Origin of the sequence: Nocardia sp. CC227C (assembly GCF_030767025.1) — a bacterium.
In the GTDB taxonomy this organism is placed as follows: domain Bacteria; phylum Actinomycetota; class Actinomycetes; order Mycobacteriales; family Mycobacteriaceae; genus Nocardia.
Genome location: NZ_JASITE010000009.1, coordinates 198,793 through 217,532, shown reverse-complemented (window position 1 = coordinate 217,532; position 18,740 = coordinate 198,793). Strand labels below are relative to the sequence as shown.

17 protein-coding genes are annotated in these 18,740 nt (G+C 69.4%); 7 read left to right on the top strand and 10 right to left on the bottom strand.

The window, feature by feature from the left end:
* Nucleotides 1-191: 191 nt before the first annotated feature.
* On the bottom strand, nucleotides 192-782 hold the full coding sequence (locus tag QMO76_RS20280; RefSeq protein ID WP_306362891.1) for a hypothetical protein: 591 nt from the start codon (nucleotides 780-782) through the stop codon (nucleotides 192-194).
* Between the two features lie 76 nt (nucleotides 783-858).
* Here QMO76_RS20280 and QMO76_RS20275 point away from each other — a divergent pair, with 76 nt between their 5' ends.
* Complete coding sequence (locus QMO76_RS20275; RefSeq protein ID WP_306362890.1) at nucleotides 859-1,452, top strand: TetR/AcrR family transcriptional regulator; 594 nt, start codon at nucleotides 859-861, stop codon at nucleotides 1,450-1,452.
* Nucleotides 1,453-1,463: 11 nt separating this feature from the next.
* Here the strand turns inward: QMO76_RS20275 and QMO76_RS20270 are convergent, their stop codons facing one another.
* Nucleotides 1,464-2,636, bottom strand: coding sequence for a Cmx/CmrA family chloramphenicol efflux MFS transporter (locus QMO76_RS20270; protein WP_306362889.1), 1,173 nt, complete (start codon nucleotides 2,634-2,636; stop codon nucleotides 1,464-1,466).
* Between the two features lie 285 nt (nucleotides 2,637-2,921).
* On the bottom strand, nucleotides 2,922-3,182 hold the full coding sequence (locus QMO76_RS20265) for a hypothetical protein (protein ID WP_306362888.1): 261 nt from the start codon (nucleotides 3,180-3,182) through the stop codon (nucleotides 2,922-2,924).
* 229 nt (nucleotides 3,183-3,411) lie between these two features.
* On the opposite strand from QMO76_RS20265, the gene QMO76_RS20260 reads away from it, so the two are divergent.
* The 4 genes from QMO76_RS20260 to QMO76_RS20245 all read left to right on the top strand — a co-directional run bounded on the left by QMO76_RS20260 (nucleotide 3,412) and on the right by QMO76_RS20245 (nucleotide 9,116).
* Complete coding sequence (locus QMO76_RS20260; protein ID WP_306362887.1) at nucleotides 3,412-3,978, top strand: hypothetical protein; 567 nt, start codon at nucleotides 3,412-3,414, stop codon at nucleotides 3,976-3,978.
* Nucleotides 3,979-4,062: 84 nt separating this feature from the next.
* Nucleotides 4,063-6,195, top strand: a complete 2,133-nt coding sequence (locus QMO76_RS20255) for a glycosyl hydrolase family 65 protein (protein WP_306362886.1) — start codon at nucleotides 4,063-4,065, stop codon at nucleotides 6,193-6,195.
* The gene (locus QMO76_RS20250; RefSeq protein ID WP_306362885.1) at nucleotides 6,192-6,896 is read left to right on the top strand and encodes a universal stress protein; all 705 of its coding nucleotides are present in this window, start codon (nucleotides 6,192-6,194) and stop codon (nucleotides 6,894-6,896) included. Before QMO76_RS20255 ends, QMO76_RS20250 begins: the two co-directional genes overlap by 4 nt.
* Nucleotides 6,897-7,001: 105 nt before the next feature.
* Nucleotides 7,002-9,116, top strand: coding sequence for an AMP-binding protein (locus tag QMO76_RS20245; protein ID WP_306362884.1), 2,115 nt, complete (start codon nucleotides 7,002-7,004; stop codon nucleotides 9,114-9,116).
* A 27-nt stretch (nucleotides 9,117-9,143) separates the two neighbouring features.
* Here the strand turns inward: QMO76_RS20245 and QMO76_RS20240 are convergent, their stop codons facing one another.
* The 4 genes from QMO76_RS20240 to QMO76_RS20225 form a co-directional block, all read right to left on the bottom strand.
* Nucleotides 9,144-9,803 (bottom strand): NAD(P)-binding oxidoreductase, encoded by a 660-nt coding sequence (locus tag QMO76_RS20240; RefSeq protein WP_306362883.1) that lies wholly within the window; start codon nucleotides 9,801-9,803, stop codon nucleotides 9,144-9,146.
* 48 nt (nucleotides 9,804-9,851) lie between these two features.
* A complete protein-coding gene (locus QMO76_RS20235) occupies nucleotides 9,852-10,190 on the bottom strand; it encodes a transcriptional regulator (RefSeq protein WP_306362882.1) in 339 nt (112 codons plus the stop codon).
* Complete coding sequence (locus QMO76_RS20230) at nucleotides 10,187-10,771, bottom strand: hypothetical protein (RefSeq protein WP_306362881.1); 585 nt, start codon at nucleotides 10,769-10,771, stop codon at nucleotides 10,187-10,189. The genes QMO76_RS20235 and QMO76_RS20230 overlap by 4 nt, the downstream gene beginning before the upstream one ends.
* Before the next feature lie 91 nt (nucleotides 10,772-10,862).
* Nucleotides 10,863-11,468: a TetR/AcrR family transcriptional regulator gene (locus QMO76_RS20225; RefSeq protein ID WP_306362880.1), complete on the bottom strand. Its 606-nt coding sequence runs from the start codon at nucleotides 11,466-11,468 to the stop codon at nucleotides 10,863-10,865.
* Between the two features lie 193 nt (nucleotides 11,469-11,661).
* Between QMO76_RS20225 and QMO76_RS20220 the strand changes: the two genes are divergently transcribed.
* Nucleotides 11,662-12,612 carry an acyl-ACP desaturase gene (locus QMO76_RS20220; RefSeq protein ID WP_306362879.1) on the top strand — a complete coding sequence of 317 codons (951 nt, stop codon included), beginning with the start codon at nucleotides 11,662-11,664 and terminating at the stop codon, nucleotides 12,610-12,612.
* A 681-nt stretch (nucleotides 12,613-13,293) separates the two neighbouring features.
* Here the strand turns inward: QMO76_RS20220 and QMO76_RS20215 are convergent.
* Together QMO76_RS20215 and QMO76_RS20210 are read right to left on the bottom strand one after the other, a co-directional pair.
* Nucleotides 13,294-13,896 (bottom strand): glyoxalase, encoded by a 603-nt coding sequence (locus QMO76_RS20215; RefSeq protein WP_306362878.1) that lies wholly within the window; start codon nucleotides 13,894-13,896, stop codon nucleotides 13,294-13,296.
* 926 nt (nucleotides 13,897-14,822) lie between these two features.
* Nucleotides 14,823-15,899, bottom strand: coding sequence for a CSLREA domain-containing protein (locus tag QMO76_RS20210; RefSeq protein WP_306362877.1), 1,077 nt, complete (start codon nucleotides 15,897-15,899; stop codon nucleotides 14,823-14,825).
* A gap of 187 nt (nucleotides 15,900-16,086) precedes the next feature.
* Here QMO76_RS20210 and QMO76_RS20205 point away from each other — a divergent pair, with 187 nt between their 5' ends.
* Nucleotides 16,087-17,718 (top strand): hypothetical protein, encoded by a 1,632-nt coding sequence (locus QMO76_RS20205; protein WP_306362876.1) that lies wholly within the window; start codon nucleotides 16,087-16,089, stop codon nucleotides 17,716-17,718.
* A 1-nt stretch (nucleotide 17,719) separates the two neighbouring features.
* Here the strand turns inward: QMO76_RS20205 and QMO76_RS20200 are convergent, their stop codons facing one another.
* Nucleotides 17,720-18,730 carry a diiron oxygenase gene (locus tag QMO76_RS20200; RefSeq protein WP_306362875.1) on the bottom strand — a complete coding sequence of 337 codons (1,011 nt, stop codon included), beginning with the start codon at nucleotides 18,728-18,730 and terminating at the stop codon, nucleotides 17,720-17,722.
* Between the last annotated feature and the right edge of the window lie 10 nt (nucleotides 18,731-18,740).

The following is an 18,740-nucleotide window of genomic DNA, read 5'->3' as shown; positions in this document are numbered from 1 at the left end:
GACCGGGAAGACATCGATTCTGGGGGCATTCGGGGACATATCAGACCACAGGTTGCCCGGCCGTGCTCAGTCGCCCGCTTTCTTCGCAGGCCGGGACGGTCGTGGGTTGCCGATCCGTAGCCACCCGTCGGATGCCGGTTGATCTCCGCGACTCGATAGCGGACCGCTATTCACAGCTAGCGCCCGCGCGTTCAGGCTCCGATGTCGATCCGGTCCTTGTCGGTCGTCTTCTCGCCGCCGCGCCCGGATTCCCAGAGGGGGCCGAAGACGAACCACAGGCCGGCGACCACCCATACGCGGCCGATCCACCACATGAGGGTCTGATCCTGCTCCGGCGAGGCGATGAACAGGACGAGGAGCCCCAGGGTCGCGGAGCTGATGGTCGCGGCGTTCACCACCCGCAGCCACTCCTGCCAGAGGTGGCGACGGCGGCCCGGGCCGGATTTGGGCGCCCGCACCGGCGGCGGGCCGCCCGCGAAGCGGTGGGCGAAGCGGGCGTCGGCCCAGCGCACCAGGGTCGGGCCGAAGGCGACCGAGAAGCCGAGGTAGACGCCGGCCAGCCCGTGGGTGGCGTCGGCGACCGCGCCGCGGTGCAGGTCGACGGCGGTCGCGATCACCAGTACCACGTCCAGCAGTGGAATGCCGAGCAGCACGGCGGTGCTCAGCCGCCGCAGGCGCGCGAGGTAGCGCAGCGCCAGGCCCAGTCCGAGCAGCACCCACAGGCCCACTTCGCAGGCCAGGATGACCCCGGCGATGGGGTGCTCCCCCAGTAGTTCGAACATCGCACGACCCCTCGTATTAGCTCAACTGTGCTAGAACAGACCTTCAATCTAGCACAGTTGAGCTAATATCGAAGCCGTGCCGAAGACCATCGACCAGGACCAGCGCAGAGCCGAGGTCGCCGCCGCCGTCTGGCGACTCATCGTCGACAGCGGCGTCAGCGCCGTCTCCCTGCGCACCGTTGCCGCGGAGGCGGGCATCGTGCTCGGATCACTGCGGCACAGCTTCCCCACCAAGGCCGATCTGCTCGCCTACTCCATGCAACTGGTCCACACCACCGTGGAGCGGCGGGTGCGCGACCACGCGGGAATCGCCGACCCCCTGGACATGGTCACGGCGATGCTGCTCGAACTGCTGCCCGCCGACGACCGGCGCCGCACCGAGATGCGCGTCAATGTCGCGCTCATCGCCGAATCACCGGCCCATCCGCGCCTCGCCGAACTCGCCGAGCGGTCCCAGCGCGCCATCGCCGACCTCTGCGGCCAGCTGTGTGCCGACCTCGCCGCGACCGGACACCTGCACGCCACGCGCGACCCCGAGACCGAGGCCGCGCGCCTGCACGCGTACATCGACGGCATCGCCCTGCACGAACTGGTCACCCCCACCGATGCCGCGCGCATCGAGGCCGCCGTGCGCGCCTACCTGAGAGACCTTGCCGCGCCGAGGAGCTGACGCAGACCGCCTCAGCGGGCCGCGGTGGGCACCTCCGGGACGGCGACGCGACGGCCCAGGGCGAGCGCGGCCGTGGCGACGGTGACGAGCAGCGCGCCGCACCACAGCGCCGCCGCCGGCCGCCCCGTGGCATCCACCAGCATTCCGGCGGCCACCGGACCGAGCACCGCGCCGATATTGAAGGCGGTGGTCGCCACCGCGCCCGCGATCCGGGGCGCGGCCGGTGCGGCCGTCCCCACGATCGTGGCGATGAGCGTCGATCCGACGCCGAAGGCGAGCGCGCCCGCCACCGTCGCCATGACCGCCAGCCCGGCGAGCGTATGCGCGGTCAGGGCGGTGAGCGCCCAGACGGCGATGAGCGCGCCGGTGCCGCCGGTGACGATCCGGTCGCGGTACCGGTCGCCGTACCGCCCCGCGAGCGTCACCCCGGCGAAGGAGCCGATACCGAAGAGCGCCAGCACCACCGGCACCCAGCGCGGGCCCGCACCGAGATCGGCGGCGATGGTGCCGAGATAGGTGAAGGCGGCGAAGGTCGCGGCATTGACCAGGATCGCGATCGCCACGGCGCGGATCACCCGGTGGTCGGCGAGCACCGCCCATTCGCGTCGCAGCGCCGGACCCGGTGCGGCCGACCGGTCGCCGCCGCGCGGGACGAGCGCCCACACCGGCACCAGCAGCAGTGCGCTGACGGCGGCGACGGCCCAGAAGGCGCACCGCCATCCCCACAGCTGTCCGAGCACCGTCCCCGCGGGTACCCCGACAATGCAGGCCACCGTCACCCCCGCCACCACGACCGCGGTGGCGCGACCCACCAGCGCCGGACCGACCCAGCGCGGCAGCGCGGCCAGCACGATCGCCAGGAATCCGGCATTCGCGATCGCGGCGACCACCCGAGTCGCCAACAGTATCCCGAAATCCGTTGTCACCGCGCCGATCACGTGGACCGCGCCGAACAGGCCGAGAAATGCGGTGACCGCGATCCCGACCGGAAGGCGGCTCGCCACCATCGCCATGGCGGGCGCGCCGAGCACCATTCCCGCGGCGAACAACGAGGTGAGCAGCCCGGCGGTGCCGAGCGATACCCCGATGTCCGGCGCGATCCGGGACAACAGCCCCGACAGCATGAATTCCGACGTTCCCTGCGCGAAGACCGCGGCCGCGAGAACGTACACCACGAAGGGCATGAGAGAAGACTCCCCGTATGTGGGGCGCGGTCGTGCGGACGGCGCCCGAGATGGTTGTGGAACAACACATCCGGCGTCGCGACGCAGCCCTGGTCGCCGGTCGCTCACGGACCGGGGGGACCTGCGTTCGCCACGCCGACCGACCCGTGGGCCGGTCGGCTATCGTCTGGACGCCTCCGGGGAATTCACGTCGCACACCCTAACAACGCGGGTGCCGTGCACCAACCGAATTGCCGCGACCGTGCCATCCGGGGCGAAATCGCCGGTCGCGGTGGTGGTTTCGGGTCATGGCCCGGCGGAGTCGGCGACTTCGCCGAACTCCTCCAGGGTGGCCAGCTGGAGATGGATGTAGGCCGCGACGCGGTGGCGCGCGGAGGCGGGCAGACGCCGTGCGTCCGCCGCGGTGAACACCAGATGGGTGAAACGGTCGGCGTCCAGGTCGCCCGGATCGGGGGTGCCGGGGACGACGCCCAGATGGGGGCGGGTGGCGGACGTGGCGTGATCCGGTTCGTCGGGACTCGCCGCGGCCGGAGCGGTACGCACCATGCTCCGACACTAACCCCGGGGCGGGGCGCGGGCCATGGGGGAGAGGACGGTTGGCGCGGGTGCGCCACGGCCGGTGGCGGACGACACATCGGCGCCTGGCAACCGAGAGGCAACATTCGCGGCGGCGGGGGCGATAGAGCTGAGGAGACGGTCGGTACCGCGACCGCCCAGCCGGTCGGGGCGGACGTCGGCGTTCGTCCCGGCGCGTCCCCCTGCCAGAGGAGCATCCATGGATTCGAAGGTCTGGACCAGTCGGATCGCGATCGCCGCGCTGTCGGTCGCCGTACCCTATTCGATCGCGAACGCGGTGGTGGACGGCTGGTTGCGACATTCGGATCCCGGCACACTCCAGCTGTTCACCGCACCGCTGCACGGCATGGGCGCGGTCGCGCTCTGCCCCCCGTGGTGGCTGGGACTGGGCTGTGTGCTCGCCGCGCGGGCCGTCCCCGCCCGACTGGTGTGGAGCGCTGCCGCCCCGGTCGGCGCTGTATTGTCCGCCGGAATTGCGATGTGGTTCAAGCAGATCGGATACTCCGGTGCCATGGCATGGCTGGTCGGGGCATTGATTGCGCTGTGCTGCTTGGCAATTCAGTTCAGCACGCTTCGGGATCCGTATACCATGCCGTCGCGCCGGATTGCGGAGCGACCGCCCAGCAAGCCCGCCGCGGCGAAGTGCTCCGCCAACCCGTCACTGCCGCAGCGGTTCTGCGATGCCACGCCGTTCATCGATCGGCGGACGCATCGACCCACGTATCGTCCCCTGGCCACCCGCGGCAGCTACCGCGCACTGTCGTAACCGGGGGTGGCACCGGGCTCGCGCGTGGCGGATCGTAGAGGTATGGCCCGCTCAGGGCAGGAAAGACGAGGGAGATGAACGACAATGGGGTTGTTCGATATAGCTCCGGACGCGACACCCGACGACGATGCCGTCGAGCGCGCGCACGATCCGCGGCGATGGACGGTACCGCAGCGGGCGAGCCGCCCGGAGGTCGCCGATGCGGCGGTCTTCACCGTCGCGGAACGGGGGATCGCCGCGCGCGGGGCCCCGGAAGACGCCGACGTCGACGCGGCACCCGGCGTGCTCGCCCAGGGGGTGTACGCGGGAACCGGTCCGGAACAACATCTGCTGGAGGGGCCGCGCTGGACCGTCGTCGGCATCGAGCCTCCGATAGCGGGCGGTCGGCGATATCTCGATCTGTATTCCGGAGTCGTGCACCATATCGAAACCGAAGGGGGGCAAGACTTTCGCAGCCTCCGTTTCGCCTGTGCCGACCGGCCCGGCCTGCTCGTGCTGCGCGCCGAGGCGGACGCCGGACGGCTGGATCCCGGCCCACCGCTGCATCCACCGCCGCCCGAATTCGGGGTACGGCACACCGAACTGGCTGCGGTCTCCCCGCATCCGGGTGCCGAAACGCGTTGTTTGCGAGTCGAATCCGATGAGACCGGCGGCGAGATCGCCGCGGCGGCCTCCCAGCGGCTGGCAGCGCACGGCGGCACCGCACGCCTGGATCGCATCACCGCCTGCGCCACCGCCGCCGACGGCGGAGCGAGCCGGGCACTGCGCGAGCTGCGCCACGCCTGGGAGGCGGGGGTGGACGACCTGCTCGCGGCCCACCGCCGCGTATGGGCGCGGCGCTGGTCCGCCGTCGGCATCGACGTGCCCGACGATCCGGAGGTCGAGCTGGGGGTGCGGTTCGCGCTCTTCCAGCTCTGGAACAACGCGGGCGCACACGGCGAATCCGCGGTCGGCGCGCGCGGCATCTCCGGCTCCGGCTATCGCGGCCACGTGTTCTGGGACGCGGACGCGTTCGTGCTGCCCGCCATGGCGAGTATCGATCCCGCCGCCGCGGAGGCCATGATCGCCTACCGGCTGCGGCGGCTGCCGGGCGCGCGTGCCCGCGCCCGCGCCGACGGCCGCGCGGGGGCGCGCTTCCCCTGGGAATCCGCCGCCGACGGCTTCGACGTCACCCCGCGCAGCGGATTCCTCGGCGGCACCGAGGTTCCCATTCTCACCGGCGACCTGGAGGAGCACATCACCGCCGATGTGGCATGGGCGGTGGACCATTTCGCCGAATGGTGCGGGCGTCCCGAGTTCGCGCACACCACCGCGCGCGAGCTGCTCACCGAGACCGCCGCCTACTGGGCCGCGCGGGTACGGATGGACGCGGACGGTCGCGGCCACATCGACCGCGTGATCGGCCCGGACGAGTACCACGAGACGGTGGACGACAATGCCTTCACCAATGTCATGGCCCGCTGGAATCTGCTCCGCGCCGCCCGCCTGCATCCCCGCAACGCCGAGGAGGCGGCGGAATTCGCGCGCTGGCGGGAGCTGGCCGAGCGCATTGTGGACCAGGGGCACCCGGACGGCCGCTACGAGCAGTTCGCCGGATACTTCGAGCTGGAACCGCTCACCATGGCCGATATCGGCGCTCGGCCGCCGACGGCGGTGGACGTATTGCTCGGCCAGCGCCGGGTGACCGGCTCGCAACTGATCAAACAGCCCGATGTGCTGATGCTGCACCATCTGGTGCCCGAGGAGACCACACCCGGTTCACTGCCGGTCAACCTCGATTTCTACGGTCCGCGCACCGCGCACGGCTCCTCCCTGTCACCCGCCACCATGGCCGCGCTGCTGGCGCGCGCCGGGCGCGCCGACGCCGCGCTGGAGATGCTGCGCGCGGCCCTGCGGCTCGATCTCGACGATCGCACCGGCAGCACCGCGGCCGGGCTGCACATGGCCACGGTGGCCGGCGTCTGGCAGGCCATGCTCACCGGCTTCGCCGGAATCCGGGTGCGCGACGGCGTCCTGCGGGTGCGGCCGGTGCTGCCGGATCGCTGGCCGCGACTGCGGCTGGCCTTCCACTGCCTGGGCCGCCGCATTCGGCTCGACATCACCCACACCGGCGTCGGCGTGCACAGTGACGGCCCGGTGACCGTGGCGGTCGGCGACGGCGCCGCACACCCCGTCGTCGGCGCGGCCTGGTGGCCCACCGATGAGGAGAACCCATGACCGACCTCCTGGTCCGGCCCGCACCCGCCACGGAGATGATCGCGGCGGGTCTGGCCCGGCCCCTGCGGCTGGGAACGCGGTGCACGCCGAAGGACGCCACGGATGCCGAATTCCTCGCCGCCCTGGACGATCCCGACGTGCTGATGGGCGTCGTCGGCTTCCACGACGGCGTCTGGTGGCTGCTCGCGCACGCGGGCGATCCGCTGGTCCTGGTGCCCGCGGTGGTGACGGCGCGGCCCGGGGGGACACCCGGCGCCGTCGAACGCGTGCTGCTGCCGCTCGACGGCACCGAGGAGGCGGCGCGGGCGGTGTCGGAGACCGCCCGGCTGTTCCACACCGCCGGAATCGAACTCGTCCTACTGCACGTGTTCGACGCACGCACCGTACCGGCATGCTGGGATCAGCCCGCGCACGCCCGCGAAGCGTGGGAGGCCGAATTCCGGGCGCGGTTCCGCTTCCCCTTCGTACCGCATCCGTGCCCCGAGATCACCCTGTGCAGCGGCGAACCCGGCGAACACGTGGTCGAGGTGGCGGCCCGGGAAGCCGATCTGGTCGTCCTCGGCTGGTCGCGGCGGCCGGCGCCCGATCACGCCCGTACCGTGCGCGCGGCGGTGGGCGCGGCGGCCGTTCCGGTGATGCTGATCCCCGTCCGGTCCCGATTGTGCTCGGTCACAAGCGATCCGGTTGCCGCTGGTGAATAGACCGGGAACCGGTGCGTTCCGCTCTCGGTAGCCCGCGCGGGTCGGTAGAACGGAGCGATCCCGACCGGATTGGTGTGCGCGGGCCCGGTAAGGAGTGGCGCTGCGGTGGTGACCGATGTCTTCGATGCGGCCGCTGAGATAGCGATTCCGAGGCATGCGCTGTGGGCGCTGCTGCTCGAACCCGAGACCTATCCGCGCGTCTACCCCGGGATCGGCGCGTGCGAACAGGTGGGCGTGGTGGAGGGAAGTCCACTGGTGCTCTTCCGCGTCGGCACCCCGGCCACCGGCATCGACATCCTCGAGGTGCGGGTGCGCGCGGGCCGGGCGGGGCAGGGCCTGGAGTTGCAGTGTCCCGGTCGCGGCAGTTTCGTGACGGTGCGGATGGTCGGCGACGACGCGCACACCCGGGTGACGGTGACCTGCTTCGGCGTCGGGCGGCTGCATCCCCGGCTGGCCGAACTGCCGAAATCCGCGGTGGCGCGCTGGATTCGAACCGGGTTGGAGCGCGCCGCCGATATCGTGCGGGGCAAGGCGACCTCGGTCGCGGTCAACGGTGAGGACTCGCGGGTACGGCGTGCGGTCGGGGTGGCCCGGCAGATGCTCGGGACCGGGGTGGTCGGCCCGAGCCGTCCCGATGTGGTGGTCCGGCAACTGCGCGGTCTGGCGCGCTGGGGGTTCAATCTCGCGGGCGCGTATGCCGCCGGAGCCGCCCGCGCGCCGCACCGCGTCGCCGTGGTGGACGCGCGGGGAAGCCGCACCTACGCCGAGATCGACCGGCGCAGTGACGCCTTGGCCCACGCCATGGGCGCGCTCGGGCTGCGCTTCGGCGACGCGCTCGGGCTGCTCGCGCGCAATCACGCGGGAATGGTCGAAACCATGGTCGCCGCCGGGAAACTCGGCGTGGACGCGGTGCTGCTCAATGCCGGACTGTCGGCGCGGCGGATCGAGGAGATCGTGCAGCGCGACCGGCTATCGGCCCTGTTCGTCGACGGTGAGCTGGAATCGCTCGTCGGCTACCTGCACGAGGGCATCCCCCGGGTGACGACGGACGGCGATCGGCCAACGGCCGGGCGGCTCACCATCGACGATCTGATCGACCTGGGGGCGAAGGGGTTTCGCAAGCCGCCGCAGCCCGGCCGATTGGTGGTGCTCACCTCCGGCACGACCGGCGCGCCCAAGGGGGCGCGGCGGCCGAACGCGCGGGGATTCGGCGCGCTCGCGGCCCTGCTCTCGCGCATTCCGCTGCGCATGAACGACACCATGCTCATACCGGCCCCGCTGTTCCACACTTGGGGGCTGTCGGGACTGCAACTGGGCGCGGCGCTGCGGGCCACCGTGGTGCTGCCCGCACGGTTCGACGCGGAGGACACCCTGCGCCTCATCGCCGAGCACCGGGTCACCACCCTGCTGGTGGTGCCGACCATGGCGCAGCGGATGCTGGACCTCCCGGTCGCGGTGCGGGCCCGCTACGACACCTCCAGCCTGCGCGTCGTGGCCAGTTGCGGCGCGCCGCTGACGGGTTCGACGGTGCTGCGCTTCCTGGACACCTTCGGCGACATCCTCTACAACATCTACGGCTCGACGGAGGTGTCGTGGGCGACCATCGCCACGCCGGAGGATCTGCGCATCTCGCCGATGACGGCGGGGCGGCCGCCGCTGGGCACGAAGATCGCCGTGCTGGGCGATGATCGGCGGCCGGTGCCGATGGGCGTCACCGGCCGTATCTTCGTCGGCAACCAGATGCTGTTCGACGGCTACGTCAATGCCGTGCCGCCGGAGGAGAACGACGGGTTGCTGGACACGGGCGATCTCGGCTATCTCGATGTCAGCGGGCGGCTGTTCATCGCGGGCCGCGAGGACGAGATGATCATCTCCGGCGGGGAGAACGTCTTCCCGCGTCCGGTGGAGGAGGCGCTCGCACAACTGCCCCAGGTCAACGAGGTCGCGGTGGTGGGCGTGCCCGATCCGGACTTCGGACAGCGGCTGGCGGCGTTCGTGGTGCGCAATGCCGGGGCCGGACTGGATTCGGAGATGGTGCGCCGCTACCTGCGCCACCGCCTCGGGCGGGTCTCGGTCCCGCGCGATGTCGCGTTTCTCGACGGTCTGCCGCGCGGGGATACGGGCAAGGTGCTCAAACGCCTGCTGCTCGCACCGGCGGACCCGGACGGTGACGATGCCGCGGTGGCGGCCTTCGGCCAGCCGCCGGGGCACCGGGAATGACGCCCGGCGGCCGGGTGGGCCGAGGCGCTAGGACGTCGCGGCCACCAGCCGGGCGACGGCCTCGTCCACCGGGGTCTGTCCCCCGGTGAGCTCGATGAGCGTCCGTTCGAGGCGTGGTTCGTGCAGGACGGCCGCCAGGAAGGCGGCCACGTCGTCACGGCGCACGCTGCCGTACTCGATGGCGAGCCCGGCGGTGACGCGGCCGGTGCCGGGATAGTCGATCAGGGTGCCCGGCCGGACGATGAGCCAGTTCAGTTCGGTGCGGGTCAGATAGGCGTCGGCGATCTTCTTGGTCCGCATGTAGTGCTCGAAACCGGCGGTGGTCTCCCGATCGCGGCCCGCCTCCGGGAACACCGACACCAGCACGAATCGCGACACTCCGGCCCGTGCGGCGGCATCGGCGGCCTTCTCCAGGCCCTTGCCGTCGATGGCGGTGGTCTGGTCCATTCCGGTGCCGTGCGCCCCGGCCGAGAACACCACGGCGTCGTGCCCGGCCATCTTCTCCGCCAGCTCGTCGACGGAATCGTGGATGAGGTCCCCCGGCACCGGCGTCGCACCGGATTCCCGCACGGTCTCGACCTGATCGGGATTGCGATACATCCCGCTGACCTCGTCGCCGCGGTCGGTCAGCAGCCGCGCCAGCCGCCGTCCGACGCCCCCGGCCGCACCGATCTGGAATACCTTCATACCCCGATCATGCCTGTGGCCGTGTGGCGAAGAACAGCCGGGACGCGCTTACGACGCGTCCTGTTCGGGCTCGGTCGCCGGCGGCTCGGTGGCCTCGATGAGGGCGCGCAGCGTGGCGAGCTCGGCGTCCAGGGCGGCCCGGCCCGCGGCGGTGATGGTGAGCCAGGTCTTGGGGCGGCCACGACCGGTGACCCGGTTGCCCGCGATCAGCCCGGCCTGTTCGAGCACCTTCAGGTGCCGGTTCAGATTGCCGTCGGTGAGGCGCAGATTGTCCCGCAGCACACCGAATTCCATGGCGACCCCGGAGCGCAGCAGGGCCAGGATGCCGAGCCGGGTGCGCTGGTGCACGACATCGTCGAGATCGAGCGACGGGTGCGGGTCGCTCATGCGGCGGTACCGGAATCGGCGCGGACCAGCTCCACCATGGCCGCCAGCGCGGCGGTGACACCCACCACCAGCGCGAGCAGCACGTAGCCGTGCTCGGGCCCGGTGAGGCCCACGATGACCGACCCGGCGATCCCGGCCAGGGCGACCGCGGCCGTGGTGAGCGACCGCAGCGCCGCGGCGAAGACCGCGAGTCCGATGCCGACGGCCAACCAGGGGGCCACCAACGCCCACTCGCCGCGATAGAACCAGACCAGCAGCTGGGTGGACACCAGCAACCCCAGTCCGGCCAGCAGGACGATGCCGCCCCGCAGGTCCGGCAGCTGTACGCGGCGGGTGGAGAAGTACCAGCCGCAGGCGAGCGCGCTGGCGAGCGAGACGGCCACCCAGTACCAGCCCATGGCGTTCGAGCCGTCGAGCAGGATCGCGACCGGCACCGAGGCGAGGGTGGAGACGGCGACGCACAGCATGGGAAACCACATGGGTGCGGCCAGCCGCCAGCCGCGTCGGGTGAGGTGTTCCATATCGTCCACCAGTTGCCGGGCGTGCTCGGCATCCGGGTTACTTTGCGATGCAGAGTTCATCTATTCACTCTGCACTGCAAAGTTATGGCGGTCAAGGTCTGCGCCGGATCGCCGCGCCCACCGAGGCGGTGCTGCTCACCGGCTGCGGCCACTATTCGATCGAGGAACCCGGCTTGACCGAACTCGTGTCCGCGCTGCGCGCCGTGCTCGCGGCGTCCACCGGGTCGGGTACCAATCGCACGGCGAAGCCGACCAGCTGATCGGTGTCGATCGTGTGCCGGGTGAGGGTTCGGTGCAGATGCGCGTCGACCGCGTGCACCAGCGTACGCGCCGCCAGTTCGGGGTCCGCGCCGCCGCGCCCGCACCGTTCGAGGTGGTAGGCGACCTCGCCGACCAGATGGTCCTCGAACGCGCGCAGTGCCGTCACCTCCTCCGGCAGCCGCGGGGCGAGCCGGTGCAGCAGGCCGTGCAGCGCCGGGCGATCGCGGTGCAGGTCGGCCACCGTGTCGAGAATGGCGTGCAGGGTCTCGGGGAAGGGCGGCCGCTCGGCGCGCAGCCGCCGGAACACCGCGTCCAGTCGGCTCGCGCTCTCCGCGACATGTGTCTGCGCCAGGGCGCGCAGGATGGCGTGCTTGTTCGGAAAGTACTGGTACACCGTCCCGATCGAGACCCCGGCCCGGTCGGCGATGCGATTGGTGGTCGCCGCCAGTCCCTCCCGGGAGAACACCTGCGCGGCGGCCTCCAGCACCACCGCCACGGTCTCCCGGGACCGGCGCTGGCGCGGCTGTTTTCGCGGTACGTCGATGCTTCGAGCATAGCGGCGATGCGGCGGTTACCTTTTCCGATCTCGGACGGGACGTTCGTCCCTACCGATGCGCCGGCCGTGCTGGTGGTGTGGGCGATTCAGGCCGCGAACCGACGCGGCCCCGAACCGGTTCGAGGAGTGCGGTGTGCGCGCATTGACGCAGCGAGAGATCTTGACCGAGTTGGAACCCGTGGCCGGGGAGTGTGTGAATCGGCACCTGAAACTGGCCAAAGACTGGAATCCGCATGATTACGTGCCCTGGGACGAGGGCCGCAACTTCGCCATGCTGGACGGCGTCGACTGGGAGCCCGGACAATCCCGGCTCAGCGACGTGGCCAAGGCCGCGTTGGTCACCAATCTGCTGACCGAGGACAATCTGCCGTCCTACCACCGTGAGATCGCGGAGAACTTCTCCCAGGACGGCGCCTGGGGGACCTGGGTGGGGCGCTGGACCGCGGAGGAGCAGCGGCACAGCGTCGTCCTGCGGGACTACCTGGTGGTGACCCGCGGCGTCGATCCGGTGGCGCTGGAGCAGGACCGCATGACGCATATGACCAACGGATTCGGCGCACCGGCCGCCGCCCTGGACGACGGACTCGGATTCCTGCACTCGGTGGCCTACGTCAGCTTTCAGGAACTGGCGACCCGGGTGAGCCACCGCAATACCGCGCGGGTGTGCGACGACCCGGTGGCCGACCGCATGCTGCAGCGCATCGCGGCCGACGAGAACCTGCACATGATCTTCTACCGCACCATGTGCGGCGCGGCCCTGGATCTGGTGCCGGACCAGGCCATGCAGGCCATCGACACCATTGTCGAGAACTTCCGCATGCCGGGTGCGGGCATGCCCAACTTCCGCCGCAACGGCGTCCTCATGGCCAAGCACGGCGTCTACGACCTGCGCCAGCATCTGGAGGAGGTGCTCATGCCGGTGGTGCGGCAGTGGAACATCTTCGACCGCGACGACTTCGGCGCACGCGGTGAGCAGGCGCGGGAGCGGCTGGCGGCCTTCCTGGAGGACCTGGAGACCGTCAAGATCCCCCGCTTCGAGGAACAGCGCGATCGGGCGCTGGCGCGGGAGCGGGCGCGGACCTGAGGATCGTCGACAACCGGCGCGGTTGTCGGCGCACGCCCCGCGGCACGCGCTCACCGAACCGATATCAACGGCCTCGCCGACGACACCCACGCCGGGATCGTCCGCGTCGCCGACCTGCGCGAGCAACTGCGCACCAGAGCGGGCGCACCTGGACGCGGTGCTCGCCGATATCGACACCAGCCGCATCGAGAGTCACCAGCATCTGCTCGAGCTGCTGTTCGCCGACGAGCGGCCCAAGGCCGACGCCGACGTCCACCGCATCAGCAGGCCCGCCAGCGCGCTGTCGGCCACCGTGCGGACAGATCTCACCGAGCGCATCACCGCCCACGGGGTGGATATGAGCCATGGCGGGGACCGTGGTGTGAAGTCCGCGGCGAGATGGTCAGCGGCCAGAGCCCGCAGATACTCAGGGGACGAGTTGATTTCATCCCCGTGTGGATCTGCCAGCGTTCGGGTGGGTCGAGTGCTGCATCGGCACCTTCGAGGTGCTCATCGCACCAGGAAGGGCATTGCGGCATCTCACCGGCCCCGGCATCGTTCATGGCAGCGAGCATAAGCACGCAGCGTCTTCTCGGGAGCCGAATTCGATTGGCGCTGTTCGGAAACGATCAGGCATACCCGTGTTCGGTGGACGATCAGCTCTCGACAGGATGTTCCGTCGCTCACCGCGATGACGGCGGCCTACTGTTCCTTCGCTGCCCGTTCGATCTCGGCGAGCATGTCGGCTGCTCGTGTGAGTTCGTCGGGGCTGGCGGTGGTCCGGAAGCGACGGAGCCCGGTCTCGATGACCTTCTTGGCCGCGTTGTCGTCGTTCTTGAAGTCTGTGAGGATCCGGGCGTTGTCGAGGGCCTTCGACAGGCCCTCGAGCTTCTTGGACCCACCGTATTCGGGGTCGGGCTCGTCGTTCTGGATGTAGAGCACGCCGTTGCCGACCGGGTCGACCACGGTGAACCGTGTCTGGCCGGGCTTGAACCGGGTGATGCGCGGCAGCCCCTTCGCGGGCGCCTTCCCGTAGTGGGCCTCGAGAGCGTCTTTGAACTGGGCATGCAATGCGGCGACGTCGTCGACCATCACCAGACAGCCCATGTAGGCGTCCTCGGCGCTGATCCCACCCTCGAGCTTCGGTGTGGGCCCGAAGCTCAATTCGCATCCGTCTCGCTCCACTTCAGCGTAGGTATAGGGCTTGTGCATCTCGTAGGTCACGACATAGCCGAGAGTGATATAGAAATCGAGAGTTTCCCGCAGATTTCCTGCCCACATCGCTGGAATTGCGCGCATTGCCATGAAAGGAGCCGCCTTACGAGGTCGAAAGGTTGGGTCGCCGACCAGCCTAGCCAGCGGCTCGGCTCATACGCCTATGGAAATTCCGATGACCCGCCTCGCGGTCCCTTGCAGGTCAGATCGGCGTCGCGGTAGGTCAGATCGGCCCGGTTGCCATATGGGTAACTAAAACTTTCATAGGCCTATAGCCCTGCGGTTGTCTCGCCCCGATCAGGTGGAACGCTTCGTTCGCGCCTGCCGTCTGCGGGATGACCGGATCGCACGGGTGATGCGAATCCGGCACACGCTCGAGGGCACCCCCGAACCGGACGACGAGGAACCGGACGCAGCCGCTCGAAGAGCTGACATGGTCTACGACAGACACGAAGCAGTGGAAGAACGTGGAAACCGCTCCGATCTGATGCATACTTCAGGGTGGTAGTAACTCGGCTCGGCTTTCCCTGATCGGCATACGGCTCGTTACGTGGCGAAGGGAGTGGTTGGTTCCGATGATGAAGACCGATACACCGCAGGAATTCGCGGTGACCGTCGTCCGCGCGTTCCACTGCGACGGAGACGGCTTCGGCGACAAATGGGTCGCCACCAATCCGAGCGCTCGGATGACGGCGCGTGAGATCGCCGCGGCCCTGGCGGACCCGAGAACGGCCCGGGTCTGGTGTGACGACTGCGGCAACCACGTCCATCGGTGCCCTGATATTCGCGAACAGCTGCCACCGGAACTGCGCACCGCCCTCGAGCGGACTCGCGGCCATTACGCCCCAACGGTTTCGGCGCGCTACAGGGGAGCGGTCCCGCCCGTCACGACGAGCCCGCCGTGGCTCCCGAGACGATCATGGACATGATCCAGGCGAAGCCCTGGCCCAGCGCGGTCATCCAGTCGCCGACATTGAACGAACCCATGGTGGACTTCCTTTCTCGGGGCCGAAGCCTCAGGGGTGGACCTCGTCACCCGCCGCGGTGAGATCACAGGAATGGTCGTTGCTGCGATTGCCGCCCGTGGAGATGATGACGGCGAAGACCTTCTTGCAATTCTGCTCGCCCATTCCCGCGGTGTTGTGGGCGATGGTGGAGCCGCGCAGGATGAGTGTGCCCATACCCGGATTGACCGCGTCGGTGAATTGGTAGGGCAGCGTATCGAGGTAGGCCGGGGCGATATTGATGCCCCCGCCGCCGTCGGAAGCGGTATTGCCGGTGACGACGGTGTCGATGAGCACCACCTCGCCGACCCCGCGAATATCGAGACCGCCACCGCGCCCGGCGAATCCGCCGATGCGGTACCAGCTGCGGTGCGGATTGACGACGTGATTGTCGGTGATGGCCGAGCGGGTGAAGACACAGGTGTTGTCGCAGCGGACGCCGCCCGCCTCGCCCGCGGCATTGCCGGTGACGATGCTGTCGGTCATCCGCAGATCGGCGACCGGGATATTGAAGACACCACCGCCGTAGTCGGCGGCATTGCCGGTGACCAGCACCCGGTCCAGGCGCAGCCGGCCGGAGTTGGCGATTCCGCCGCCGCCGGTTTCGAAGAACGGTATCTCGTGCTGTGCGGCGCTGCCGCCGGTGACGGTCAGATCGCTGATCGTCACGGTGGCGGTGGTGAGCATGACCCGGTCGATGTGCGCGGAATCGATGACCGTGCGCTCGCGGCCCGCGCCCACCAGGGTGGTGTCGGCGGTGATATTCAGATCGCCGGTGGTCGGATCGATGAAGGGCCCGTTGACATTCCACGGATTCGGCGGCACGGTCAGCACATAGCGGCCCTCGGGAATGTGAATGGTGCTGCCCGGCCGCACATTGGCGGCCTGGACGGCGGCCCGCAGCGTACATTCCCCTGTCGCGGTGCGGCACTGCCCGTCGAAGGGGTTCGCCGCCGGTGCGTCCGCCGTGGTGGACACCGTGAACACGGCCGGACCCGCCGAACCGGTATCGGCGGCGGTGTGCGGCGCGGCTGTGCACAGCGCGAGCAGAAATCCGGTGAGGACGATAGGTATTCGGGAGATCGTCATACGTTCGACCACTCTCGCATCGGTTTCCTCCGGTGTAACAGAGCGCACTCCGGCGGCGAGGTAGAACGATCGGATTACTGTCGAGTGCACAAAGGCTGCGGTGCATTCCTGGCATATTGTCGGATGGACGTTTTTCGGACCGGAATGGCAGGGTGTGGAGAATTCCTGTGCCGAATCCGGAGTTGTCATGAGCAGCAGCAATCGCGCCCGCCGCAGCACCGCCCGTGTGGTGGCGCCCCTGATCGCCCTCCTCGCCTGTGTCGTACAGACGACGGGGATTGTTCAGGCACAGCCGGATTCGATGACCTGGTATGTCCGCGCGGGAGCCGCGCCCGGCGGCTCGGGGGAGTCGGGCGCGCCCTTCGACAGTCTGGCCCGCGTCGCAGCGGCCTCGCGCGCGGGCGACACCATCGTGATCCAGCCCGCGGCCGCGGCCCTGGACGGCGGTATCGCGCTCCAGCCCGGGCAGCGGCTGGTCGGCGGGGGAGCGGAGGTCGTCGGTGCGCCCGAAGGGGCCGAGCTGCCACGCATCACCAATACCACCGGCAATATCGAGGGCGACGCGGTGCGGCTGGCCCCGGGGGCCGAGGTCCGCAATCTGGTCATCGACGGCGCGGCGCGCGGCGGCATCTACGGTCACGATGCCGTGGACACCGTGATCAGCGGCAATCGGGTCACCGCCACCAATCGGGGATGCGTCGACGGCTTCATGATCGGGCCGTTCACCCTGCCGCCCGGTATCGCGGTGGGCGTGGCCGCGGACCCGCTGCCGGAGTTCATCATCCTCAACAACGGCTGGGCGGCCATCATGGCCGACTTCTCCGCGGCGACCGGCAGGATCCGGATCGAGGGAAATGTCGTGCACGACACCGCCTGTGGCGACGGCATCGACATCCGTGCGCACGGCACCAGCGTGGTCGACGCCCGGCTGCGCGACAATGTCATCCGGGACATCAATCTCGGACTTGCCAAACTCTCGGTCCTCGCCCTGGGGCTGCAGGCCGGTGACACCGCGCGCCTGAGCGCCGAACTGGTGGGCAACAAGCAGATCGGCATTGCCCCGCTGTCGTCGCCGCTCAATCACCTGGCCGACAGCGAAGGACTGTTCATCAACCCGATGGGCCGAGCCGTCATGGATGTCACGGTGCATCGCAACGAGTTCCGGGACGGCCACGGCAACTTCTCGGCCAACGGCCTGGAATACGTCACCACCAATGGCACCCCGGACAGCCGGGTGACGGTCAGCGACAGCACCTTCGAGCATGTGCGCGGCGACCTCATCGAGAGCTACAACCTCAGCACCGAGGGGGCGCGGCAGTCGCTCACTCTCGACAATGTCAGCGCCTTCCACTCCACCTTCCCGGCGGCGGCACTGAATCCGGTGATCCCGGCCAACCTCGGAAGCTGCCTGGTGACCACGAATTTCGGCCGCACCGGCAGTACCCACCTGGAGGTCGCCAACTCGCGGTTCGGCGATTGCAGCGCCGACGGCATCGGCATCATCGGCTACACACCCACCGGCCCGGAGCCCGCGACCGCGCGGCTCACCTTCGACATCCGGGATACCACCGTCACCGGTGCGGCGGCCAACGGTCTGGCTATCGTCAATGTCGGCGATACCGCCGTGGTGCGCGGGAGCGTCGACCGCACCTCGCTCTCCGAGGTGCGGGGCAGGCTCATCGACTCCCGCAATTCGGGTGTGATCGGCAGTGCCGCCGTGGAATTCGGCAGCGGCACCCTGGACGGTGCGGCGGTGAGCTGCCTTGCCGCCGACCATCCGAGGGTGGAGCTGTCCGCGTTCGCGGCGACCTGCCGGTGAGTCAGGCGACCTTGCTCACGCCCGTGCGCAGCGGTTCGGACCGGTAGCGGCTGGTGGGGCCGTCGATATCGAGGAGCTTCCACACCCGCTTGGCCACCGGGTTCATCAATCCGATGCGTTCGGCCAGCGCCCGCACGTCCACGAAGTAGTCGGCGAAGGTCTGCTTGGCCTCCCTCGATCCGAAGAACAGCTCCTTGCGCACGCTGTCGGGAATGTCGAACTCGTCGAAGAAGGCGCGCGGCGGCGCGACGATCGCCCGCCCGGCGATCCGCATCACGATCGGCATGGCCAGCGAGAGGACGAACTTGTTCACCGGATTGGACTCCGGCACATGGTGTTCCAGGAACTCGTGGGCGAAGGAGATATGGCGTGCCTCCTCGGCCACGTGAATGGCCATGACGCCGCGCATGATGGGGTGCACCTCCTGCCCCGACCGCAGCACCTGCTTCTGGATGTGGTCGATCGGCTCCTCACCGGCCAGCACCGCCATGAAGAACAGATTCGGGAAGAACACCGCAATCGGCACCACGATATGGCGCACCTGCCGCACCAGCGGCCCCATACCGGGCACGTCGATGCCGATGCGGTTCACCATCTCCTGGAACATGAGGGTGTGGTTGTGCTCCTCGATCATCTCGTGGGAGCAGTACCGGAATTCCGGGGAGCCGTTGGGAAGTGAGAAGGTGTGCTGCACCATGCCGCTGATCAGCAGCGATTCGAACTGCAATCCGACCTTGGCGATATTGGCCTGGCGGTACTTGCCGATGGCGATGCGCCGCTCCAGCGGCAGCGCCCGATACCACGGGTGCGCGCCGAGCAGATCGCCGATCACGGGCAGCGTCCACCGCTGCGGTCCCGCCTCGGGGTCGAAATCGGGGTTGTCCCAATCGATATCGTGGAACGGATCGAAGTGCCGATCCACCGACCCCTCCGACAGCAACAAGAGCGTGCGCGCGTACTCGGCGGCCTGATCCGCCACCGGATCCGACTGCGTATCGGTGACTGTGGACACCGTTGTCCTC